Below are 21,738 nucleotides of genomic sequence, written 5' to 3' on the forward strand. Positions count from 1 at the left end.
GCGAGGAACCGAGATCATGAAACAACTGCAAGACGCCTACATCGTCGCCGCGACCCGCTCGCCGATCGGCAAGGCCCCCAAGGGCATGTTCAAGAACACCCGTCCCGACGACCTGCTGGCCACCGTGCTGAGGGCCGCCGTGGCCCAGGTGCCGGGACTCGATCCCGCGCTGATCGAAGACGCCATCGTCGGCTGCGCCATTCCCGAGGCGCAGCAGGGCCTGAACGTGGCGCGCATCGGCGCGCTGCTGTCCGGCCTGCCCAATACCGTGGGCGGCATCACCGTCAACCGCTTCTGTGCCTCCGGCGTCAGCGCGGTGGCGATGGCGGCCGACCGCATCCGCGTCGGCGAATCGGACGTGATGATCGCCGCCGGCGTGGAATCGATGAGCATGGTGCCGATGATGGGCAACACGCCGTCGATGTCGCCGGCCATCTTCACCCGCGACGAGAACGTCGGCATTGCCTATGGCATGGGCCTGACCGCCGAGAAGGTGGCGCAGCAGTGGAAGGTCAGCCGGGAGGACCAGGATGCCTTCTCGCTGGCTTCGCACCAGAAGGCCGTCAAGGCACAGCAGGCTGGCGAGTTCGCCGACGAGATCACCCCGATCGAGATCAGCGAGCGATTCCCCGACCTGGCCAGCGGCGAGATCACGGTCAAGAACCGCACCGTCGCGCTGGACGAAGGCCCGCGTCCCGACACCTCGCTCGAAGGCCTGGCCAAGCTGCGCCCGGTGTTCGCCAACAAGGGCAGCGTCACCGCCGGCAACAGCTCGCAGACCTCCGACGGCGCCGGCGCGCTGATCCTGGTCTCCGAGAAGATCCTCAAGCAGTTCAACCTGGTGCCGCTGGCCCGCTTCGTCTCCTTCGCGGTGCGCGGCGTGCCGCCGGAGATCATGGGCATCGGCCCCAAGGAAGCGATCCCCGCCGCGCTGAAGGCCGCCGGCCTGACCCAGGACCAGATCGACTGGATCGAACTGAACGAAGCCTTTGCCGCGCAGTCGCTGGCGGTGATGCGCGACCTGCAGCTGGATCCGGCCAAGGTCAATCCGATGGGCGGCGCCATTGCGCTGGGCCACCCGCTCGGCGCCACCGGGGCGATCCGCTCGGCCACCGTGGTGCATGCGCTGCGCCGCCACCAGCTGAAGTACGGTATGGTCACGATGTGCGTGGGCACCGGCATGGGTGCCGCGGGAATCTTCGAGCGCGTCTGAACGCGCCACGCGGGGCCGGGGCTGCTGCGGCCCCTCTCCCTGTCAGGCGAAGAAAGGCAGTGCCTCGGCCGGCAGCGTTCCGGCCGGCAGTGCCTTGCCGCCCGCCGGGCGGTTCACCGGACGGAAGGGGAGACGAGACGAAGGAGACGGTCATCCTGGCGGATGCGGCCTGCGACATGCCGCGCGCGCTGTTCGACACGCTCGGGGTTGGCACGGTGCGAAGGCCTTCGGGCTGAGCTATCTTTCCTTTCCGAGGATCCACCGCCGCTGGACTGAGCGCGGCGGACCCCGGCCACCGCAACACAGACGACGAGAGAGACAAGACAAGCATGAGTATCCAGACCCGAATCGAACAGGGCGTGCTGACCATCGCCTTCGACCGCGCCGACAAGAAGAATGCCATCACCGCAGCGATGTACCAGGCGATGGCCGACGCGCTGCGCGAGGCCGAAGGCGATCCGGCCGTGCGCGCCATCCTGTTCTGCGGCAAACCGGAGATCTTCACCGCGGGCAACGACCTGGAAGACTTCGCACAGCGCCCGCCGGTGGACGGCGCGGACGCGGCCGAGGCCCCGGTGTTCCAGTTCCTGTACCAGATCAGCCATGCCAGCAAGCCGCTGCTGGCTGCCGTGAGCGGTCCCGCAGTGGGCGTGGGCACCACCATGCTGCTGCACTGCGATTTCGTCTACGCCTCCGAGACGGCCAGGCTGTCGCTGCCCTTCGCGCAGCTCGGCCTGTGCCCGGAGGCGGCTTCCAGCCTGCTGCTGCCGCGCCTGCTCGGCTACCAGCGCGCGGCCGAGAAGCTGATGCTGGGCGAGGCGTTCGATGCGGAAGAGGCTTATCGCATCGGCCTGGTCACGCGCGTGCTGCCGGTGGGCGAGCTGGAGGCCTTCGCGCGCAAGCAGGCCGCCAGGCTGGCCGCGCTGCCGGCCTCCTCGCTGCGCGAGACCAAGCGCCTGATGAAGGGCGGCGATATGGCCGCCGTGGAGGCGAGGATGGCCGAGGAGGGGGCGGTGTTCCGCCGCCTGCTGCAGTCGCCCGAGGCGAAGGAAGCCTTCGCAGCCTTCTTCGAGCGCCGCAAGCCGGACTTCACCCGCTTCCAGTGAGGGCCGGGGCAGCCCCTTTGCGCTGCCCCGGTGCGATGTTCCGTTTCTTCCTGGGCGCCGGGCTCGCCGCGCGACCGGCCGATCCGACCAGTCATTCCTGAACCGGTCGGAACCGGTCGGCGCCGGCGACGGTCCTGCTGCCGTGCCGGCACCGCTGCGCCCTGCAGCGATGGCGCAGCTGTGGTAAAAAACCAGTTTCGCGGCCGGGTTTCCCGGCCGCGAAGCATGCCGGAAAACGATACGAACGACGGCAGCAGCGGCGCCGGCCGGCGCCGCCGCGGAACCACCCAGGAGACAAGATGACGACGGCAGCCAGCCTGCTAGAGCAGGCCTTTACCCCGGTCACCGACATGATCCGGCAGTACGCGGTCGAGCGTGCGGCACATCCCGCGCTGATCCTCGACGAGCGGCGCGTGAGCTATGCGGAACTGGACGCGATGACGGATCGCTTCGCCGCTTCGTTGCAGCGCGACGGCTTCGGCCCCGGCGATGCGATCGCCCTGTGCGCGGCTGGCTCGATCGATTACGCCGTGGCCTTCCTCGGCAGCCTGCGCGCCGGGGTCGCCGTGGCGCCGCTGGCGCCATCGTCCACCGCCGCCGGCCTGCTCGGCATGATCGGCAACGCGCAGGCACGACTGCTGTTCCTGGATGCCGAGGTCTCGGCGGCGCTGGCGCCGCACGCGGAGCAGCTGCGCAAGCTCGGCACGCGCCGCGTGCGCCTGGACAGCGGCGCCGCGCCGTCCGAAGCGCCGCTGGCCGACTGGCTGGCCGGCCCCGGGGCCCGTCCTCAGCCGGTGGCGATCCAGCCCGAATGGCCGTTCAACATCATCTATTCCTCCGGCACCACGGGCACGCCCAAGGGCATCGTGCAGTCGCATGGCATGCGCTGGTCGTACGCCAAGCGCGCCGGCGGCGCGGTCTACAGCCCGGAGGCCGTGACGCTGGTGTCCACGCCGCTGTACTCCAACACCACGCTGGTGAGCTTCTTCCCGGCCCTGACCTTCGGCGGCACCGTGGTGCTGATGCCCAAGTTCGATGCCAAGCGCTACCTGGACCTGGCGCAGCAGCACCGCGTCACCCACAGCATGCTGGTGCCGGTGCAATACCAGCGCCTGATGGCGCATCCCGATTTCGACCGCTACGACCTGTCCTCCTTCCAGGCCAAGTTCTGCACCAGCTCGCCGTTCGCCGCCAAGGTCAAGGCCGACGTGCTGCGCCGCTGGCCGGGCCGCCTGACCGAGTACTACGGCATGACCGAAGGCGGCGGCTCGTGCGAACTGCGCGCCCATGACTTCCCGGACAAGCTGCACACCGTGGGCCGGCCGGTCGAGGGCCACGACATCCGCCTGATCGACGACCAGGGCCGCGAGGTGCCGCACGGGGAGGCCGGCGAAGTGGTCGGCCACTCGGCCACCATGATGAGCGGCTACCACCGCGAGCCGGGCAAGACCGCCGACGCGGAGTGGTACGACCCCGCCGGCAAGCGCTTCATCCGCACCGGCGACATGGGCCGCTTCGATGCCGACGGCTTCCTCACGCTGCTGGACCGCAAGAAGGACATGATCATCTCGGGCGGCTTCAACGTGTATCCGAGCGATCTCGAGTCGGAGTTGCGCGAACACCCGGACGTCGGCGACGTCGCGGTGGTCGGCGTGCCTTCCGACGCCTGGGGAGAGACGCCGGTCGGTTTCGTGGTGGCGCGCGAAGGCGCGGGTGCATCCGAGGCGGAACTGCTGTCCTGGATCAATGCCCGGCTGGGCAAGACGCAGCGGCTGGCCGCGCTGCACTATGTCGAGTCGCTGCCGCGCAGCGCGATCGGCAAGGTGCTCAAGCGGGAGTTGCGGGACGGCTATGGCAAGCGTTTGTGATCTGCCCGCAGCGGGCATCACGCAAAGGGCGCCGGGCGGCGCCCTTTTTTCCGCGCCGGGCACGGCAGGCGCGGCCTGCCGATGGCCCGGCGGACGGCCGCGTCACGGCATCGGCAGGACCCGGGGCTGGCGCTCTTCATCCGTCGCCACGTAGGTCAGCGTCGCCTCCGTCACCTTGACGATCTCGTTGCTGTGGCGCATGCGCTGCGCGTAGACCTCGACCGAGACCGTGATCGAGGTGCGCCCGGTCTTGACGATGTCGGCATAGAAGCTCACCAGGTCGCCGACGAAGACCGGATGCTTGAACAGGAAGCTGTTGACCGCCACCGTGGCCACGCGGCCCTGGGCGCGCTCCACCGCGGGGATGGAGCCGGCGATGTCGACCTGGGACATGATCCAGCCGCCGAACACGTCGCCGTGGACATTGGCGTCGGCGGGCATCGGGACGACGCGCAGCGCGGGGTTCTTGCCTGCCGGCAGTGCAGGGACGACGTGGGAATGGCTCATGATGCTGGAATCGGGAAGATGGCGGCCTGCGCGCAAGGCCGGTGGGTCCGGCCGGGTGGCCGCGGCGCGCGGGGAGCGTGCCAGCCGGGTGCCGCGAACTCTGCGACAATCGGACATCGGCCTGAATTCTAACGTATGAGACGCTTCCCCACATCGTCCGAGCCGGCACCGGCCGCCTCCCATCCGCTGCTGCCCGGCCAAGGCGCGCGGCGCGGCGACTGGCAGACCGTGCGCAACCTGCTGCCCTACGTCTGGCACTACAAATGGCGCGTGCTGCTGGCGCTGGCCTGCCTGGTGACGGCCAAGGTGGCGAACCTGGGCGTGCCGGTGCTGATGAAGAAGCTGGTCGACAGCATGAACATCGCGCCCGGCGACACGCGCGCGCTGCTGGTGGTGCCGGTCGGCCTGATCGTCGGTTACGGCCTGCTGCGCCTGTCCGGCACGCTGTTCACGGAGCTGCGCGAGATCCTCTTCTCCAAGGTGACGCAGAGCGCGGTGCGCGAGATCGCGTTGCAGGTGTTCCGCCACCTGCACGGCCTCTCGCTGCGTTTCCACCTCGAGCGCCAGACCGGCGGCATGAGCCGCGACATCGAGCGCGGCACGCGTGGCATACAGTCGCTGATCTCGTACTCGCTGTACAGCATCCTGCCCACGCTGGTGGAGATGGCGCTGGTGATGGGTTTCTTCATCGTGCGCTACGACATCTGGTTTGCCGGCATCACCGCCGTGGCGCTGGCGGGCTATATCGTGTTCACGGTGGTGGTGACGGAGTGGCGCACCCATTTCCGGCGCCGCATGAACGAGCTGGACTCGCGCGCCAACCAGAAGGCCATCGATTCGCTGCTCAATTTCGAGACCGTCAAGTACTTCGGCAACGAAGAGTACGAGGCGCGCCGCTATGACGAGAACCTGCGCACCTACCGTACCGCGGCGATCCGTTCGCAGAATTCGCTGTCCTTCCTCAACTTCGGCCAGCAGGCCATCATCGCCGTCGGCCTGATCCTGATCCTGTGGCGCGCCACCGTCGGGGTCGCCGCCGGGCGGCTGACGCTGGGTGATCTGGTGCTGGTCAACACCCTGATGATCCAGCTGTATATCCCGCTGAACTTCCTCGGCGTGATCTACCGCGAGATCAAGCAGGCCACCACCGACATGGACCGCATGTTCGTGCTGCTCGGCACCAACCAGGAAGTCGCCGATGCGCCCGGCGCGCCGGCGCTGCGCGTCGCGGGCGCCGAGGTGCGTTTCCGCGACGTCGGCTTCGGCTATGAGCGCGACCGCACCATCCTGGACGGCGTCGACTTCACCATCGCCGCCGGCACCACCACCGCCGTGGTCGGGCACAGCGGCTCGGGCAAGTCGACCCTGGCACGGCTGCTGTTCCGCTTCTACGACGTCGGCGCCGGCGCCATCCTGATCGACGGCCAGGACATCCGCGCGGTTTCGCAGGACAGCCTGCGCCGGGCCATCGGCATCGTGCCGCAGGACACCGTGCTGTTCAACGACAGCATCTACTACAACATCGCCTACGGCCGCCCCGAGGCGAGCCATGACGAGGTCATCGCGGCCGCGCGCGCCGCGCAGATCGACACCTTCATCCGCGAGCTGCCGCAAGGCTACGACACGCCCGTCGGCGAGCGTGGGCTCAAGCTATCGGGTGGCGAGAAGCAGCGCGTGGCGATCGCGCGCACGCTGCTGAAGAACCCGCCCATCCTGGTCTTCGACGAGGCGACCTCCGCGCTCGATTCGCGTACCGAGCAGGCGATCCAGGCCGAGCTGATGCGCTTGGCGCAGGACCGCACCACGCTGCTGATCGCGCACCGCCTCTCCACCGTGGTGCATGCGGACCAGATCCTGGTCATGGACCATGGCCGCATCGTCGAGCGTGGCACCCATGCCGAACTGATGCGCGCCGGCGGCCGCTATGCGGAAATGTGGGAGATCCAGGCGCGCAGCGCGCGCGAGGGCGAGGCCGACGCGGCCTCAGGCGCGGACGCGCGCGCCATCGAGGTCGGCGACGAGACGCAGGACGCCTGAGCCGGCGCGCCTGCCGCGCGGCCGCGTGGCCGTGCTGACGATGGATTGTCGACAATGTGCTGTCGCAATCCGCTGCGGATAGGCTGCTGCACAGATTTGGTTCGACAGTCGCGCAAGCCCACGCCCCGGGGTAGTGCGCGCGTGCATGGCACGGGGCTTGCTGAGACTCTCTCCATCGAGACTAAGGAATGGAGAAGAGAGATGCAGAAAACCCCTGCTGCCGCCGCACCCATCACCGCTTTCCCGCTGGACGGCATGCCCGCTGCTGGCGCGCGCCGCGCGCGCGGGCGCCGTCGCCTGCTGCAGCTCGCCCTGGGGCTGGGCACTGTCATGGTGCTGTCGACACAATTCGCGGCATCCGCGCAGGCACAGACCAAGGTCCGCTTCCAGCTCGACTGGCGCTTCGAGGGACCGTCGGCACTGTTCCTGCTCGGCGAGCAGAAGGGCTACTACAAGGCGGAGAAGCTCGATGTGTCGATCGACGCCGGCAACGGCTCGGGCAACGTCGTCAACCGCGTGGCTTCCGGCACCTATGACATGGGCTTCGCCGACATGGCCTCGGTGATGGAGTTCTACGGCAACAACCCGGACGCGAAGAACAAGCCGGTAGCCGTGATGATGGTCTACAACAACACGCCGGCCGCGGTGCTGGCGCTGAAGAAGTCCGCCATCCGCGCGCCCAGGGACCTGGCTGGCAAGCGCCTGGGTGCACCGGTCTTCGATGCCGGCCGCCGTGCTTTCCCGATCTTCGCCAAGGCCAACGGGCTGCAGGCGGCGGCCTTCAACTGGCAGGCGATGGACCCGACGCTGCGCGAGACCATGCTGGTGCGCGGCGACCTCGATGCCATCACCGGCTTCACCTTCACCTCGATCCTGAATCTCAATGCGCGCGGCGTGAAGGACGAGGACATCGTGGTGCTGCCATATCCGCAGTACGGCGTGAAGATGTACGGCAACGCCGTGGTGGTGTCCGAGGACTTCCTGAAGAAGAACCCCGAGGCGGTCAGGGGCTTCCTGCGTGCCTTCGCCAAGTCGGCGCGCGACGTGATCGCGCATCCGGAAGAGGGCGTCAAGGCGATCAAGGCGCGCGACGGCATCATCGACGAGAAACTCGAGTTGAAACGCCTGAAGATCGCGCTGGATGGCGTGGTCAAGTCGCCCGACGCGCGTGCCGAGGGCTTCGGCCGCATCAGCAAGCCGCGCCTGTCGCTGATGGCCTCGCAGGTAGCCGACGCCTTCGCCACCAAGGGCCGCATCAATCCGGATGCGGTCTGGACCGACGCCTATCTGCCCGGCGCGGCGGAACTGGATGTGCTGCGATGAGCGCGACGTCCGCCATGCTGCGTGCCGGCGCGCCAGCGGCCACGGCTACCTCCACCGTCGCCACCACGCCGTTCGTCGAATTCAACCGGGTCTGGCTGGCTTATAACGACGAGCTGGCCCACCGGGGCGAGTTCGCCGTCGAGGATGTCTCGCTGCGTGTCGAGCCCGGTGAGTTCATCGCCATTGTCGGCCCGTCCGGCTGCGGCAAGTCGACCTTCATGAAGCTGGCCACCGGCCTGCGGCCGGCCACGCGCGGCGTGGTCAAGGTCGCCGGCGAGAAGGTCACGGGGCCGCTGCAGCAGGTCGGCATGGCCTTCCAGGCGCCCACGCTGCTGCCCTGGCGCACCACGCTGGACAACGTCATGCTGCCGCTGGAGATCGTCGAGCCCTATCGCTCGACCTTGCGCGCGCGCCGCGACGAGTACGTGGCGCGTGCGCGCGAACTGCTGCGCACGGTGGGGCTGGCCGGCTACGAGGACAAGTACCCCTGGCAGCTCTCGGGCGGCATGCAGCAGCGCGCCTCGATCTGCCGGGCCTTGATCCACCAGCCGCGCATGCTGCTGCTGGACGAGCCCTTCGGCGCGCTCGACGCCTTCACGCGCGAGGAACTCTGGTGCGTGCTGCGCGACCTGTGGCAGGCCCAGCGCTTCAACGTGATCCTGGTCACGCACGACCTGCGCGAAGCCGTGTTCCTGGCCGACACCGTCTATGTGATGAGCCAGCGGCCGGGCCGCATCCTGCTGCGCAAGGAGATCGACCTGCCGCGCCCGCGTGACCTCGACCTGACCTACACCGAACCCTTCGCCGAACTCGTGCACGCGCTGCGCGAGAAGATCGGCCACGTACGCCAGCACTGATGATGACGATGACCTCCGCCCAGCAACGCCGCGTGCAGCGCGTGGCCCCGTGGATCCTGCTCGGCGCCGTGCTGCTGCTGTGGCAGGGCGCCTGCCTCGTGTTCGACGTGTCGGACTTCATCCTGCCCAGTCCCGCCAGCATCGCCACGGCGCTGTTCCAGTACTGGGATGTGATCGGCGGCCACGCCTGGCGCACCTTCTGGACCACCATGGCGGGCTTCGCGCTGGCCATCGGCGTGGGCGTGGTGCTGGGCCTGGTGATGGGCTCCTCGCGCCTGGCCTATGCCGCGGGCTACCCGCTGATGACGGCCTTCAACGCGCTGCCCAAGGCCGCCTTCGTGCCCATCCTGGTGGTGTGGTTCGGCCTTGGCGTGGGGCCGGCCATCCTGACCGCCTTCCTGATCTCCTTCTTCCCTATCATGGTCAACATCGCCACCGGGCTGGCCACGCTGGAGCCGGAGCTGGAAGACGTGCTGCGGGTGCTCGGCGCCAAGCGCCGCGACGTGCTGTTCAAGGTCGGCCTGCCGCGTGCGATGCCGTTCTTCTTCGCCTCGCTGAAGGTGGCGATCACGCTGGCCTTCGTCGGGACCACCGTTTCCGAGATGAACGCCGCCAACGAAGGGGTCGGCTATCTGCTGGTCTCGGCCGGCTCGGCGATGAAGATGCCGCTGGCCTTCGCCGGCCTGGTGGTGATCGCGGTGATGGCGATGCTGATGTACGAGCTGTTCGCCGTGCTGGAGAAGCGCATGACGGGGTGGGCGCACCGGGGCTAGTGTGCCGGGGCCAGGCGTCGGCCCGCAGCAGGAGGGAAGCAAGCCGGCCGGTGTGCAGATGCACCAGTGCACCAAAGGCATTGGTCAAGTACAGTGTCTTGGCCCCCTCTCCCGCAAGCAGGAGAGGGAGCGAGCCGGCGCGCTGCAGATCCCGCCGCGCTCGCCGAAGCCGGCCCTAGGCGTAATCCAGCGGCAGCGCGGTGGTGTACTTGATCTGCTCCATCGCGAAACTGGAGCTGACGTCGGCCAGTTCCGCTCCCTGGATCAGCTTCTTGTAGACACGGTCATAGGCGGCGATGTCCGGCACGACCACCCGCAGCAGGTAGTCGGTGTCACCGGCCATGCGATAGAACTCGGTCACTTCGGCGATGGAGGCGACCAGTGCGTGGAATTGCTTCAGCCACCGGTCGTTGTGCTGGCTGGTGCGTACCGAGACGAACACGGTCACGCCGACATTGAGCCGGGCCGGGTCCAGCAGCGCCACCCGCTTGCGGATCACGCCGCTTTCCTCCAGCTTCTGTACGCGGCGCCAGCAGGGCGTCGCGGTCAGTCCGACGCGCTCGCCGAGTTCCGCCACCGGCACGGTGGCGTCGTCCTGCAGGATTTCCAGTATCTGTCTGTCGTAGCGGTCCATGTCCTGGTTCAACGCGTGGCGCGGGTCGCCGGGGTCGGCGGGCGCATTGGAGGGGTACAGGCGTTTATTCTATGGCTTGGATTTCCCGCGGGGTGGAAAATCATTCCTGATATGAGCGAAGATCGGGCATTTCCTTCCCTCGCTGCCGCCCGGTGGATAATGCTGCCCCATGGAAATCAAATGGCTTGAAGACTTCGTCAGCCTGGCGGAAACGCACAGCTTCTCGCGCTCGGCCGAACTGCGCCATGTGACGCAGCCGGCTTTTTCACGGCGTATCCAGTCGCTCGAGGCCTGGGTGGGCACCGAACTGATCGACCGCTCCAGCTATCCGACCCGCCTGACATCGGCGGGGAAAGTCTTCTATGAACAGGCGCTGGCCATGCTGGCCCAGGTCAGCGAGACGCGCGCGCTGATGCGCGGACAGCGGTCGTCCAATGGCCTGGTGCTCGAATTCGCCGTGCCGCATACGCTGTCGCTGACCTTCTTCCCGGAATGGCTCAAGGCATTGGAGGGCAAGCTCGGCACGCTGCCGTGCCGGCTGCGCGCGCTCAACGTGCATGATGCCGTGCTGATGCTGGTGGAGGGAGGTTGCGACCTGGTCATGGTCTATCACCATGCGCGCCAGGCCATCCAGCTCGATCCGGCCCACTACGACATGCTGGTGCTCGGGGTCGAGCGGCTGTCGCCCTACAGCGCGCCGGACGCGGATGGCAAGCCCCTGTACCGGCTGCCCGGCACGGAGCGCAAGCCCGTGCCCTTCCTCAGCTACACCGCCAATGCCTTCCTCGGGCGCATGGTCGACCTCCTGCTGGCCGACAGCGGCGAGGACTTCAAGCTCGACAAATGCTACGAGACGGACATGGCAGAGGCGCTCAAGGTGATGGCGCTGGCCGGCCACGGCATGGCCTTCCTGCCGGAGAGCGCGGTGCGCGACGAGGTGGCGCAGGGCCGCCTGGTGCGTGCCGAAGCGGCGCGCGCGGCACCGCTTTCCATCGAGATGGAGATCCGCCTGTACCGGGCCCGGCCTGGCGAGGGTGGGGTCGAGCGGCGCGGCGGTCCGGCACGGCGCAAGCGGCAACTGGTCGACCAGGTCTGGGCCAGTCTGAGCGAGGCCTGAAGAGAGCGAGCGGAGCCCCGGGAGGCGCCGGCAGCCTGGCTTGGCGGCGGGAGCGCAGGGTGTCAAGGTTATGCAGGATTTGCATGACGGGATGAGCAATCGGCATTGGATTCCGCCTTCGGCGCTCGCCTAAGCTAGCGGCACCTTGTCACCGGAACCCAACGATGTCATCCGCCGTACCGCTTCACGTTCCTTCCCACGAACATGCCCTGCCTTCCTACCTGAATGCGGCCGAACTCGGCCCCTGGGGCATCTATCTCAAGCAAGTCGACCGCGTCACGCCCTACCTGGGCTCGCTGGCGCGCTGGGTCGAGACCCTGAAGCGTCCCAAGCGCGCGCTGATCGTCGACGTGCCCATCGAGCTGGACAACGGTACCATCGCCCACTTCGAGGGCTACCGCGTGCAGCACAACCTGTCGCGCGGCCCTGGCAAGGGCGGCGTGCGCTTCCACCAGGACGTGACCCTGTCGGAAGTGATGGCCCTGTCGGCCTGGATGTCGGTGAAGAACGCGGCGGTCAACGTGCCCTACGGCGGCGCCAAGGGCGGCATCCGCGTCGACCCGCGCACGCTGTCGCACGGTGAGCTGGAGCGCGTCACCCGCCGCTATACCAGCGAGATCAACATCATCATCGGGCCGACCAAGGACATCCCGGCGCCCGACGTCAACACCAATGCCCAGGTGATGGCGTGGATGATGGACACCTATTCGATGAATTCCGGCAGCACCGCCACCGGCGTGGTGACGGGCAAGCCGATCTCGCTGGGCGGCTCGCTGGGCCGCCACGAGGCGACCGGCCGCGGTGTGTTCGTGGTCGGCAGCGAGGCTGCCCGCAACCTGGGCATGGAGATCAAGGGCGCCCGCGTGGCGGTGCAGGGCTTCGGCAACGTGGGCGCGGTCGCGGCCAAGCTGTTCCATGAAGCCGGTGCCAAGGTGGTGGCGGTGCAGGACCACCGTACCACGCTGTACAACCCGGCCGGCCTGGACGTGCCGGCGATGATGGAGTATGCCTCGCACAGCGGCACCATCGAAGGCTTCCGCGGCGAGACGCTCAGCACCGAGCAGTTCTGGCAGGTCGATTGCGACATCCTGATCCCGGCCGCGCTCGAAGGCCAGATCACCGCCAAGAATGCGCCGCAGATCCAGGCCAAGCTGATCATCGAGGGCGCCAACGGCCCGACCACGCCGGAGGCCGACGACATCCTGCGCGAGCGCAACATCCTGGTGGCCCCCGACGTGATCGCCAACGCCGGCGGCGTGACGGTGTCCTACTTCGAGTGGGTGCAGGACTTCTCCAGCTTCTTCTGGACCGAGGAGGAGATCAACCAGCGCCTGGTACGGATCATGCAAGAGGCCTTCCGGGCAATCTGGCAGGTTGCCCAGGACAACAAGGTGACCCTGCGCACGGCGGCGTTTATCGTCGCCTGCACGCGGATCCTGCAGGCGCGCGAGATGCGTGGCCTCTATCCCTGAGCGGAGAGGCCCCACCCGATCGGTTTGATGCAATGCACCATTTCCGATCGTGATGCACAAAAAAGCGGCTGCCGTCCCCCACGGCAGCCGCTTTTCCTTTATGCCGCGACTTTGATGCGGTGCGCAAGCCTTGACCAGGATCGGGGGCAATTAGGGGAAAAACCCGTTGTCTTGAGTGACGCGCTAAGCAATACTATTTCACCGGCGGGATGTGGCTTTATCTGCCCCGTCCAGTCTCTTCATGGTCAAGGAGAACACATGAATTTTGCCAAGTTGGCTACCGCGATGGTGGCGGTCGGTTTGCTGTGCGGTACGGCTCAGGCCGCTGAGGAACTGACGGGCACGCTCAAGAAGATCAAAGATACCGGCGTGATCACGCTTGGCGTGCGGGATTCTTCGATCCCCTTCAACTACAACCTGGGCGGCGTGCGCCAGGTCGGCTATTCCTACGACATCAACATCAAGATCGTCGAAGCCATCAAGGACAAGCTGAAGCTGCCGAACCTGCAGGTCAAGGAAATCCCGATCACCTCGCAGAACCGCATCCCCCTGCTGCAGAACGGCACCATCGATATCGAGTGCGGCTCGACCACCAATAACCTCGAGCGCCAGAAGCAGGTTTCGTTCACCGACACCATCTTCATCATCGGCACCCGCATCATGGTGAAGAAGGACGGCGGCATCAAGGACTGGGCCGACCTGAAGGGCAAGAACGTCGTCACCACCGCCGGCACCACGTCGGAGCGCCTGCTGCGCAAGATGAACGACGACCAGAAGCTGGGCATGAACATCATCAGCACCAAGGACCATGGCCAGTCGTTCCTGACGCTGGAGTCCGGCCGTGCGGTGGCCTTCATGATGGATGACGCGCTGCTGTATGGCGAGCGCGCCAAGGCCAAGAACCCGTCCGACTGGATCGTGGTCGGCAAGCCGCAGTCGCGCGAGGCCTACGGCTGCATGATCCGCAAGGATGACGCACCGTTCAAGAAGGTCGCCGACGGCGTGATCGCCGGCCTGATGAAGGACGGCAGCATCAACACGATGTACACCAAATGGTTCATGCAGCCGGTACCACCGAAGGGCCTGAACCTGGACTTCCCGCTGTCCGACGACATGAAGGCACTCTTCAAGAACCCGAACGACAAGGCACTTGACTGATCGGGGCTGAACGGGAGTGCGAAACGGAAGGCGAGTCCTTCCGTTTCTTTTTGAGGACGCATCATGAACTACACATGGCATTGGGGAGTCTTCCTCGAGCAGGCCGCGCAGAACGAGACCTACCTGGACTGGATGATTTCCGGGCTGAAGGTCACGATCGCGCTGGGCCTGTCCTCGTGGATCATCGCTCTGGTCATCGGCTCCGTGCTCGGCGTGCTGCGCACGGTGCCGAACAAGCTGCTGGCCGGCATCGCGGCGACCTACGTCGAGATCTTCCGCAATATTCCGCTGCTGGTGCAGCTCTTCATCTGGTACTTCGTCGCGCCCGAACTGCTGCCCGGCGGTGAGACCTTCAAGCAGATGAATCCGTTCGCCCAGCAGTTCCTGGCGGCCATGCTCTGCCTGGGTACCTTTACTGCGGCGCGTGTCTGCGAACAGGTCCGCTCGGGCATCAATTCGCTGCCGCGCGGGCAGAAGAATGCCGGCCTGGCGATGGGCTTCACGCTGGCGCAGACCTACCGCTACGTGCTGCTGCCGATGTCCTTCCGCATGATCGTGCCGCCGCTGACCTCGGAATTCCTGAACATCTTCAAGAATTCCGCCGTGGCGTCGACCATCGGCCTGCTCGAGCTGGCCGCGCAGGGCCGCCAGCTGGTGGACTACACCGCGCGCCCGTATGAATCCTTCATCGCGGTGACGGTGATGTACGCGCTGATCAACCTGACCGTGATGCTGTTCATGCGCTGGGTCGAGGCCCGCACCCGCGTGCCCGGCTTCATCAGCAGCAAATAAGGAGAAGCCATGGCCTATCAATTCGACTTCTCCTCGATCAACCCCGAGTCGCTGTCCGTGCTCGGCGAGGGCATGATGCTGTCGCTGAAGATCACCGTCACCGCGGTGGTGGTCGGCATCGTCTGGGGCACGCTGCTGGCGATGATGCGGCTGTCGTCGGTCAAGCCGCTGAGCTGGTTCGCGAAGAGCTACGTGACCCTGTTCCGCTCAGTGCCGCTGGTGATGGTGCTGCTATGGTTCTTCCTGATCATCCCGCAGGTGCTGCAGAAGGTGTTCAGCCTGTCGGCGGCCTCGGACCTGCGCATGACCTCGGCGCTGGTGGCGTTCTCGCTGTTCGAGGCGGCCTACTATTCCGAGATCATCCGCGCCGGCATCCAGAGCGTGTCGCGCGGCCAGATGTTCGCCGCGCAGGCGCTGGGCATGTCGTACGGGCAGACCATGCGGCTGGTGATCCTGCCCCAGGCCTTCCGCAATATGGTGCCGCTGCTGCTGACCCAGGGCATCATCCTGTTCCAGGACACCTCGCTGGTCTACGTCAGCGCGCTGGCCGACTTCTTCGGGCAGGCCTACGGCATCGGCGAACGTGACGGACGCATCGTCGAGATGCTGCTGTTCGCCGGCCTGGTCTATTTCGTGATCTGTTTCTCTGCCTCGCTGCTGGTCCGGCGCTATCAGAAAAAGGTGGCCGTATGATTGAAATCAACAACGTTTCCAAGTGGTATGGCGCCTTCCAGGTGCTGACCGACTGCACCACCAAGGTAGCCAAGGGCGAGGTGGTGGTGGTGTGCGGGCCGTCGGGCTCGGGCAAGTCCACGCTGATCAAGACCGTCAACGCGCTGGAACCCTTCCAGAAGGGCGACATCCTGGTCGACGGCACCTCGGTGGGCGATCCCAAGACCAACCTGCCCAAGCTGCGCTCGCGCGTCGGCATGGTGTTCCAGAACTTCGAGCTGTTCCCGCACCTGTCGATCACCGATAACCTGACCATCGCGCAGATGAAGGTGCTGGGCCGCTCCAAGGAAGAGGCTACCGCCAAGGGCCTGAAGTACCTGGAGCGGGTGGGCCTGAAGAGCCAGGCGGCCAAGTTCCCGGGCCAGCTCTCGGGCGGCCAGCAGCAGCGCGTGGCGATCGCGCGCGCGCTGTCGATGGATCCGATCTGCATGCTGTTCGACGAGCCCACCTCGGCGCTCGACCCGGAAATGGTCAACGAGGTGCTGGACGTGATGGTGCAGCTGGCGCAGGAAGGCATGACCATGATGTGCGTGACCCACGAGATGGGCTTCGCACGCAAGGTGGCCAACCGCGTGATCTTCATGGACGCCGGCAAGATCGTCGAGGACTGCGCCAAAGAGGAGTTCTTCGGCAATATCGAGGCGCGTTCCGAGCGCGCACGCCAGTTCCTGTCGAAGATCCTGCAGCACTGAAGCGCGGCGGCAGGTCGCGCCGGAATGGAAAAGGGACGCCTCGGCGTCCCTTTTTGCTGCCCGTACTTCAGCGCTTCAGGTGCAGGCGGTATTGGCCGCGTTCTTGGCCTGCACCTCGGGCGGGATCGGCACCGACAGCGTCATGGTCGGCAGGCCGTTCTCGAACATGATCAGCTCGCCCGGTTCGAAGGCGGTCCAGGTCTCGTTGTCCGTCAGCGGCGCGGTGGCGATCACCGCCACGCGGTCCTCCGGCGTGGTGACCTGGGCGAAGTCGATCGACAGGTCGGCGTCGATCAGGTGGGCGGTGGAGAAGGGCCACTGCCGCACCAGACGGTACAGCCGCGTGGAACAGTGGGCGAACAGGGCCTGGCCGTTGCTCAGCAGGTAATTGAAGACGCCGTGCAGGGTGATGTCGCGCGTGATGTCGGCGAGCGCGTGGCACAACTCGTTCAACGGCGGCTGCGAGCCGGGGAAACGCTTGCGCAGGCCCTGCATCAGGGCGCAGAAGGCGAGTTCGCTGTCGGTGTCGCCCACCGGCTGGTAGACCCCGGACAGGAAAGGGTGGTAGCCCTTCAGGTCGCCGTTGTGGGCGAAGATCCAGTGCCGGCCCCACAGCTCGCGCATGAAGGGGTGGCAGTTTTCCAGCAGCACGGTGCCCTGGGTCGCCTTGCGGATATGCGAGATGACGTTCTTCGACTTGATCGGGTAGCGCTTGATCAGGTCGGCCACCGGCGAGGTGCCGGCCGACTGGTTGTCGATGAACAGGCGGCAGGCCTTGTCTTCGAAGAAGGCCACGCCGAAGCCGTCGGCATGGTGGTCGGTGACGCCGCCGCGGGCGGCGAAACCGGTAAAGGAGAACGTCACGTCGGTCGGCGTGGCGCAGTTCATGCCTAGCAGCTGGCACATGGCGGAGCACCGGGGCGGCAGCGGACTGCCGCTTTGCAATAGAATGCAGCTATTATCCCGCGCGGCCGGATCGCTGCCAAGCGCGGCCGCCAGGGCCGTGCCGGCCGGGTTCCCGCCCCCTCCCGACCCCCAGGCCGCCAGGCCTTCCCGCACATGAGCCAATACAAGATCGCCGTGATTCCCGGAGACGGAATCGGAACGGAAGTGATGCCCGAAGGCATCCGCGTGATGGACGCCGCCGCGCGTCGCTTCGGCATCGACCTGCAGTGGGACCACTTCGATTTCTCCAGCTGCGACTATTACGCCCGGCACGGCAAGATGCTGCCCGACGACTGGTTCGACACGCTGGTCAAGTACGACGCGATCTATTTCGGCGCCGTCGGCTGGCCTGCGACCGTGCCCGACCACGTCTCGCTGTGGGGCTCGCTGCTGCAGTTCCGGCGCGCCTTCGACCAGTACGTGAACCTGCGCCCGGTGCGGCTGATGCCCGGTATTCCTTGCCCGCTGGCCAATCGCAAGCCCGGCGACATCGACTTCTACGTGGTGCGCGAGAACACCGAGGGCGAGTATTCCAGCATCGGCGGTCGCATGTTCCCGGGCACCGAGCGCGAGGTGGTGATCCAGGAAACGGTGATGAGCCGGATCGGCGTCGACCGAATCCTGAAGTTCGCCTTCGAACTGGCGCAGAAGCGTCCTAAAAAGCACTTGACGTCGGCGACCAAGTCCAACGGCATCTCGATCACCATGCCCTACTGGGACGAGCGGGTCGAGGCGATGGCCGCCGGCTACCCGGAGTTGAAGGTCGACAAGTACCACATCGACATCCTGACGGCCCATTTCGTGCTGCACCCCGACTGGTTTGACGTGGTGGTGGCCAGCAACCTGTTCGGCGACATCCTGTCCGATCTCGGCCCGGCCTGCACCGGCACCATCGGCGTCGCGCCCTCGGCCAACATCAATCCCGAGCGCACCTTCCCGAGCCTGTTCGAGCCGGTGCACGGCTCCGCGCCGGACATTGCCGGGCGCGGCATCGCCAACCCGATCGGCCAGATCTGGTGCGGGGCGATGATGCTCGAGCACCTGGGCCATGCCGAGGCCGGGGCGGCGGTGCTGCAGGCCATCGAATCGGTGCTGGCGGCCGGTCCGCAACATGCGCCGCTGACGCGCGACATCGGCGGCACGGCGGGAACCGCCGATCTGGGCCGCGCGATCGCGGAGGCGCTGTGAGCGGCGCGGCCGGTACCGTAGCCGGTACCGTGCCCGATCCGCGCGCGCTGTTGCTGGAAAGCTTCCAGGCGGCGGTGGCGGCGGCCGATCCGCTGCAGGTGGTGGCCGCGCACCTGCCGCCCCCGCATGCCGGCGGGCGCACCCTGGTGGTGGGCGCCGGCAAGGCCGCGGCTTCGATGGCGCTTGCGGTGGAGCGTGCCTACGCGGGACGCGCGGCGCTGGAGGGACTGGTGGTCACGCGCTATGCGCATGGCCTGCCTACCCGGCATATCCGTGTGATCGAAGCCGGCCATCCGGTGCCCGACGAGGCCGGCGAGCAGGCCGCGGCGGAAATCCTCGCGCGGGTGCAGGCACTGGGTCCCGACGACCGCCTGGTGGTGCTGGTTTCCGGCGGTGGCTCCAGCCTGCTGTCCCTGCCGGCCGACGGCATTGCCATGGCCGATCTCAAGGCCACCACACGCGAGCTGCTGCGCTGCGGCGCGCCCATCACTGACATGAACATCGTGCGCAAGCACCTGTCGCGCATCCAGGGTGGGCGGCTGGCCCAGGCCAGCCGCGCGCCGGTCACCACGCTGATCGTTTCTGACGTGGCTGGCGACGATCCGAGCGCGATCGCCTCGGGGCCGACCGTGGCCGACCCGAGTACCTTCGGCGATGCCCTGGCCATCCTGCGGCGCTACGGCGCGACGGTGCCGGCGGCGGTGCTGCAGCATCTCGAACGCGGTGCGCGCGGTGAGCTGGCGGAGACGCCGAAGCCGGGCGACGCCGTCTTCGCGCGTGTGGACAACCGCATGATCGCCACCGCGCACGGCAGCCTCGAGGCGGCCGCCGCGTGCTTCCGCGCGCACGGCATCCAGCCGGTCCTGCTGGGCGATACGGTGACCGGTGAGGCACGCGAGGTGGCCCAGGTCTATGCCGCGCTGGTGCGCGAGATTCGGGCGTACAATGCGCCTTTCGCCGCGCCGGTGGCCCTGATTTCCGGCGGCGAATGCACCGTCACCCTGCCGGCCGGCGCCAAGGGCGCGCGCGGCGGCCGCTGCTCTGAGTTCCTGTTGTCGCTGGTGCTCGAGCTCGGCGGCCTGGCCGATGTGCATGCCATCGCCGCGGACACCGACGGTATCGACGGTTCCGAGGACAATGCCGGCGCGCTCGCCGCGCCGGACTCGCTGGCGCGGGCCGAGGCGGCCGGTGTGACGGCCCGGCGGCAACTCGACGCGCATGACGCCTGGGGCTTCTTCGATGCCATCGGCGACCTCGTCGTGACCGGCCCCACGCGCACCAATGTGAACGACTACCGCGCTATCCTGATCGTCTAAGCCCAAGCTCCCGGCCCGTCCCCACTCCGTAAAACCGCGCCCGCCGTCATCGCGGCGGGCCATGCAAGACCCCCGAAGCCATGACCCAGACCCTCACCATCACCCGCCCGGACGACTGGCACCTGCACCTGCGCGACGGCGCTGCCCTGGCCGCCGTGCTGCCCGATACCGCCCGCCAGTTCGCGCGCGCCATCATCATGCCCAACCTGAAGCCGCCGGTGACCACGGTCGAGCAGGCCGCGGCCTATCGCGCGCGCATCCTGGCGGCGCTGCCGGCAGGACTGCAGTTCGAGCCGCTGATGACCCTGTACCTGACCGACAACACGCCGGCCGAAGAGATCGTCGCAGCCAAGGCGAGCGGCTTCGTGCACGGGGTCAAGCTGTATCCGGCCGGCGCCACCACCAACAGCGATGCCGGCGTGACCGACCTGCGGCGCTGTGCGGGTGCGCTGGAAGCGATGCAGCGCGTCGGGCTGCCGCTGCTGGTGCACGGTGAAGTCACCGACGGCGACATCGATATCTTCGACCGCGAGGCGGTCTTCATCGACCGTGTGATGACGCCGCTGCGCCGCGACTTCCCGGAACTGAAGGTGGTGTTCGAACACATCACAACGAAGGACGCCGCACAATACGTGCGCGACGCGGCAGGTCCGGTGGCAGCCACCATCACCGCCCACCACCTGCTGTACAACCGCAACGCCATCTTCACCGGCGGCATCCGCCCGCACTACTACTGCCTGCCGGTGCTCAAGCGCGAGATCCACCGCGAGGCGCTGGTGGCGGCGGCGACCTCGGGCAGCGACCGTTTCTTCCTCGGCACCGACAGCGCGCCGCACGCGCGCGGCCTGAAGGAGCACGCCTGCGGCTGCGCCGGCTGCTACACCGCCTTGCATGCGATGGAACTGTACGCCGAAGCCTTCGATGCGGCCGGCGCGCTCGACAAGCTGGAAGCCTTCGCCAGCTTCAACGGCCCGGCCTTCTACGGCCTGCCGCGCAATGCCGGCACGCTGACGCTGGCGCGCGAAGACTGGGAGCTGCCCGCCGAGCTGCCCTACGGCGACACCACGCTGGTACCGCTGCGCGCCGGCGAGGTGCTGCGCTGGAAGGCGAAGTAAGGCGCGTGGCGGGGCAGATGCCGGCCGGCGCGCCGGCTCCGGACGCGACCCTGGCCGCGGCGCTGGCCGCCATCGACTGGTCGCGGCCCTGGTTCGCGCCGCTGCGCGCGCTTGGCCAGCCCCTGGCCTGCGCCGTAGCGGCGGGCGCCGACCTGCGCGGGGCGCTCGATGCCTGCGCGGCGCCGCTGGGCCTGTGCAACGACGCAGGGCTGCCGCTGCACTTCGTGCCTCAGGCCGCGCTGCCCGACGGCTGCGCCTATGAAGCGCACATCCATGCCACCGGCGCGGTGCCCACGCGGGACAATCTGCACGACTTCTTCAATGCGCTGGTGTGGCTGCATTTCCCCACCGCCAAGCGTCTGCTCAATCGGCTGCAGGCGGCCGCCATCGCGCGCGACGGCGTGCAGGCCAGTCGGGGCCCGGTGCGCGACGCGGCCACCCTGTTCGACGAGAACGCCGTGCTGTTCCTGAGCGCAGAGCCCGCCCTGGAGTCCGCCCTGCGCGGCTTCGGCTGGCGCGCGCTGTTCGTCGAGGCGCGCATTGCCTGGCATGACCGCTGCACGGTGCTGCCTTTCGGCCATGCCCTGCTGGAGAAGCTGGTGCGGCCCTACAAGTCGGTCACCGCACACGCCTGGCCGCTGGACCTGGCGCCGGCGGGCGTGGCACATGGTGGAAAATCGCAAGCAGCGCCGCCGGAGGCGCCGGACTGCCGGGCCGTGGACGAGGCCGTCGCCGCGTCCTTGCGGGCGGCCGTGGCGCAAGGCCAGTTCGCGCCGCGCCGTTTCGCGCCGCTGCCGGTGCTGGGCGTGCCCGGCTGGTGCGCGGACAATGGCGATCCCGCCTATTACGAGGACACCGCCGTGTTCCGGCCGGGGCGCCGCGCTGCCTGAGCA

Annotated in this window: 20 protein-coding genes; 17 read left to right on the plus strand and 3 right to left on the minus strand. The window is 67.5% G+C overall.

The window, feature by feature from the left end:
* Positions 1-13 precede the first annotated feature (13 nt).
* The 3 genes from BKK81_RS04675 to BKK81_RS04685 all read left to right on the plus strand — a co-directional run bounded on the left by BKK81_RS04675 (position 14) and on the right by BKK81_RS04685 (position 4,187).
* Complete coding sequence (locus BKK81_RS04675; protein ID WP_071016059.1) at positions 14-1,213, plus strand: acetyl-CoA C-acyltransferase; 1,200 nt, start codon at positions 14-16, stop codon at positions 1,211-1,213.
* A gap of 329 nt (positions 1,214-1,542) precedes the next feature.
* Complete coding sequence (locus BKK81_RS04680; protein WP_071010993.1) at positions 1,543-2,319, plus strand: enoyl-CoA hydratase; 777 nt, start codon at positions 1,543-1,545, stop codon at positions 2,317-2,319.
* A 299-nt stretch (positions 2,320-2,618) separates the two neighbouring features.
* Positions 2,619-4,187, plus strand: coding sequence for a class I adenylate-forming enzyme family protein (locus tag BKK81_RS04685; protein ID WP_071010994.1), 1,569 nt, complete (start codon positions 2,619-2,621; stop codon positions 4,185-4,187).
* A 102-nt stretch (positions 4,188-4,289) separates the two neighbouring features.
* Here BKK81_RS04685 and BKK81_RS04690 read toward each other — a convergent pair whose 3' ends face one another.
* Entirely contained in the window at positions 4,290-4,694 is a 405-nt protein-coding gene (locus tag BKK81_RS04690) for an acyl-CoA thioesterase (RefSeq protein WP_071010996.1), read from the minus strand.
* A gap of 135 nt (positions 4,695-4,829) precedes the next feature.
* Here BKK81_RS04690 and BKK81_RS04695 point away from each other — a divergent pair, with 135 nt between their 5' ends.
* The 4 genes from BKK81_RS04695 (at position 4,830) to BKK81_RS04710 (ending at position 9,684) form a co-directional block, all read left to right on the plus strand.
* The gene (locus tag BKK81_RS04695) at positions 4,830-6,731 is read left to right on the plus strand and encodes an ABCB family ABC transporter ATP-binding protein/permease (RefSeq protein WP_071010998.1); all 1,902 of its coding nucleotides are present in this window, start codon (positions 4,830-4,832) and stop codon (positions 6,729-6,731) included.
* Positions 6,732-6,986: 255 nt separating this feature from the next.
* Positions 6,987-8,054 (plus strand): ABC transporter substrate-binding protein, encoded by a 1,068-nt coding sequence (locus BKK81_RS04700; protein WP_071016060.1) that lies wholly within the window; start codon positions 6,987-6,989, stop codon positions 8,052-8,054.
* Between the two features lie 14 nt (positions 8,055-8,068).
* On the plus strand, positions 8,069-8,911 hold the full coding sequence (locus tag BKK81_RS04705) for an ABC transporter ATP-binding protein (protein ID WP_156811345.1): 843 nt from the start codon (positions 8,069-8,071) through the stop codon (positions 8,909-8,911).
* A complete protein-coding gene (locus BKK81_RS04710) occupies positions 8,911-9,684 on the plus strand; it encodes an ABC transporter permease (protein ID WP_071011002.1) in 774 nt (257 codons plus the stop codon). Before BKK81_RS04705 ends, BKK81_RS04710 begins: the two co-directional genes overlap by 1 nt.
* Positions 9,685-9,859: 175 nt before the next feature.
* Here BKK81_RS04710 and BKK81_RS04715 read toward each other — a convergent pair whose 3' ends face one another.
* Positions 9,860-10,318, minus strand: coding sequence for an Lrp/AsnC family transcriptional regulator (locus BKK81_RS04715; RefSeq protein ID WP_071011003.1), 459 nt, complete (start codon positions 10,316-10,318; stop codon positions 9,860-9,862).
* A gap of 169 nt (positions 10,319-10,487) precedes the next feature.
* On the opposite strand from BKK81_RS04715, the gene BKK81_RS04720 reads away from it, so the two are divergent.
* From BKK81_RS04720 to BKK81_RS04745, 6 genes are all read left to right on the plus strand, one after another.
* Entirely contained in the window at positions 10,488-11,435 is a 948-nt protein-coding gene (locus BKK81_RS04720; protein ID WP_071011005.1) for a LysR family transcriptional regulator, read from the plus strand.
* A 164-nt stretch (positions 11,436-11,599) separates the two neighbouring features.
* Positions 11,600-12,907, plus strand: coding sequence for a Glu/Leu/Phe/Val family dehydrogenase (locus BKK81_RS04725; protein ID WP_071011007.1), 1,308 nt, complete (start codon positions 11,600-11,602; stop codon positions 12,905-12,907).
* A 258-nt stretch (positions 12,908-13,165) separates the two neighbouring features.
* On the plus strand, positions 13,166-14,065 hold the full coding sequence (locus tag BKK81_RS04730) for a glutamate/aspartate ABC transporter substrate-binding protein (RefSeq protein WP_071011009.1): 900 nt from the start codon (positions 13,166-13,168) through the stop codon (positions 14,063-14,065).
* Between the two features lie 63 nt (positions 14,066-14,128).
* Positions 14,129-14,857 carry an amino acid ABC transporter permease gene (locus BKK81_RS04735; RefSeq protein ID WP_071011011.1) on the plus strand — a complete coding sequence of 243 codons (729 nt, stop codon included), beginning with the start codon at positions 14,129-14,131 and terminating at the stop codon, positions 14,855-14,857.
* A gap of 9 nt (positions 14,858-14,866) precedes the next feature.
* On the plus strand, positions 14,867-15,550 hold the full coding sequence (gene gltK / locus BKK81_RS04740; RefSeq protein WP_071011012.1) for a glutamate/aspartate ABC transporter permease GltK: 684 nt from the start codon (positions 14,867-14,869) through the stop codon (positions 15,548-15,550).
* A complete protein-coding gene (locus BKK81_RS04745) occupies positions 15,547-16,281 on the plus strand; it encodes an amino acid ABC transporter ATP-binding protein (protein WP_071011014.1) in 735 nt (244 codons plus the stop codon). Before gltK ends, BKK81_RS04745 begins: the two co-directional genes overlap by 4 nt.
* A 75-nt stretch (positions 16,282-16,356) precedes the next feature.
* Here the strand turns inward: BKK81_RS04745 and BKK81_RS04750 are convergent, their stop codons facing one another.
* Positions 16,357-17,187 carry a class II glutamine amidotransferase gene (locus tag BKK81_RS04750; RefSeq protein WP_071011015.1) on the minus strand — a complete coding sequence of 277 codons (831 nt, stop codon included), beginning with the start codon at positions 17,185-17,187 and terminating at the stop codon, positions 16,357-16,359.
* A gap of 153 nt (positions 17,188-17,340) precedes the next feature.
* On the opposite strand from BKK81_RS04750, the gene BKK81_RS04755 reads away from it, so the two are divergent.
* The 4 genes from BKK81_RS04755 to BKK81_RS04770 all read left to right on the plus strand — a co-directional run bounded on the left by BKK81_RS04755 (position 17,341) and on the right by BKK81_RS04770 (position 21,735).
* On the plus strand, positions 17,341-18,414 hold the full coding sequence (locus tag BKK81_RS04755) for a tartrate dehydrogenase (protein WP_071011016.1): 1,074 nt from the start codon (positions 17,341-17,343) through the stop codon (positions 18,412-18,414).
* The gene (locus BKK81_RS04760) at positions 18,411-19,730 is read left to right on the plus strand and encodes a glycerate kinase type-2 family protein (protein ID WP_083383932.1); all 1,320 of its coding nucleotides are present in this window, start codon (positions 18,411-18,413) and stop codon (positions 19,728-19,730) included. The genes BKK81_RS04755 and BKK81_RS04760 overlap by 4 nt, the downstream gene beginning before the upstream one ends.
* Before the next feature lie 80 nt (positions 19,731-19,810).
* Entirely contained in the window at positions 19,811-20,845 is a 1,035-nt protein-coding gene (gene pyrC, locus BKK81_RS04765; protein ID WP_071011017.1) for a dihydroorotase, read from the plus strand.
* Between the two features lie 17 nt (positions 20,846-20,862).
* Positions 20,863-21,735, plus strand: a complete 873-nt coding sequence (locus tag BKK81_RS04770) for a DUF3025 domain-containing protein (RefSeq protein WP_071011018.1) — start codon at positions 20,863-20,865, stop codon at positions 21,733-21,735.
* Positions 21,736-21,738 lie beyond the last annotated feature (3 nt).

Source organism: Cupriavidus sp. USMAHM13 (genome assembly GCF_001854285.1).
In the GTDB taxonomy this organism is placed as follows: domain Bacteria; phylum Pseudomonadota; class Gammaproteobacteria; order Burkholderiales; family Burkholderiaceae; genus Cupriavidus; species Cupriavidus malaysiensis.

Bases quoted from the DNA above. Each gene is read 5' to 3' on its own strand.
- BKK81_RS04745 (WP_071011014.1), top strand. From the start codon at position 15,547: ATGATTGAAATCAACAACGTTTCCAAGTGGTATGGCGCCTTCCAGGTG.
- BKK81_RS04730 (WP_071011009.1), top strand. From the start codon at position 13,166: ATGAATTTTGCCAAGTTGGCTACCGCGATGGTGGCGGTCGGTTTGCTG.
- gltK (WP_071011012.1), top strand. From the start codon at position 14,867: ATGGCCTATCAATTCGACTTCTCCTCGATCAACCCCGAGTCGCTGTCC.
- pyrC (WP_071011017.1), top strand. From the start codon at position 19,811: ATGACCCAGACCCTCACCATCACCCGCCCGGACGACTGGCACCTGCAC.
- BKK81_RS04715 (WP_071011003.1), bottom strand. From the start codon at position 10,318: ATGGACCGCTACGACAGACAGATACTGGAAATCCTGCAGGACGACGCC.
- BKK81_RS04720 (WP_071011005.1), top strand. From the start codon at position 10,488: ATGGAAATCAAATGGCTTGAAGACTTCGTCAGCCTGGCGGAAACGCAC.
- BKK81_RS04710 (WP_071011002.1), top strand. From the start codon at position 8,911: ATGATGACGATGACCTCCGCCCAGCAACGCCGCGTGCAGCGCGTGGCC.
- BKK81_RS04725 (WP_071011007.1), top strand. From the start codon at position 11,600: ATGTCATCCGCCGTACCGCTTCACGTTCCTTCCCACGAACATGCCCTG.
- BKK81_RS04680 (WP_071010993.1), top strand. From the start codon at position 1,543: ATGAGTATCCAGACCCGAATCGAACAGGGCGTGCTGACCATCGCCTTC.
- BKK81_RS04750 (WP_071011015.1), bottom strand. From the start codon at position 17,187: ATGTGCCAGCTGCTAGGCATGAACTGCGCCACGCCGACCGACGTGACG.
- BKK81_RS04685 (WP_071010994.1), top strand. From the start codon at position 2,619: ATGACGACGGCAGCCAGCCTGCTAGAGCAGGCCTTTACCCCGGTCACC.
- BKK81_RS04690 (WP_071010996.1), bottom strand. From the start codon at position 4,694: ATGAGCCATTCCCACGTCGTCCCTGCACTGCCGGCAGGCAAGAACCCC.
- BKK81_RS04755 (WP_071011016.1), top strand. From the start codon at position 17,341: ATGAGCCAATACAAGATCGCCGTGATTCCCGGAGACGGAATCGGAACG.
- BKK81_RS04695 (WP_071010998.1), top strand. From the start codon at position 4,830: ATGAGACGCTTCCCCACATCGTCCGAGCCGGCACCGGCCGCCTCCCAT.
- BKK81_RS04735 (WP_071011011.1), top strand. From the start codon at position 14,129: ATGAACTACACATGGCATTGGGGAGTCTTCCTCGAGCAGGCCGCGCAG.
- BKK81_RS04705 (WP_156811345.1), top strand. From the start codon at position 8,069: ATGCTGCGTGCCGGCGCGCCAGCGGCCACGGCTACCTCCACCGTCGCC.
- BKK81_RS04770 (WP_071011018.1), top strand. From the start codon at position 20,863: ATGCCGGCCGGCGCGCCGGCTCCGGACGCGACCCTGGCCGCGGCGCTG.
- BKK81_RS04700 (WP_071016060.1), top strand. From the start codon at position 6,987: ATGCCCGCTGCTGGCGCGCGCCGCGCGCGCGGGCGCCGTCGCCTGCTG.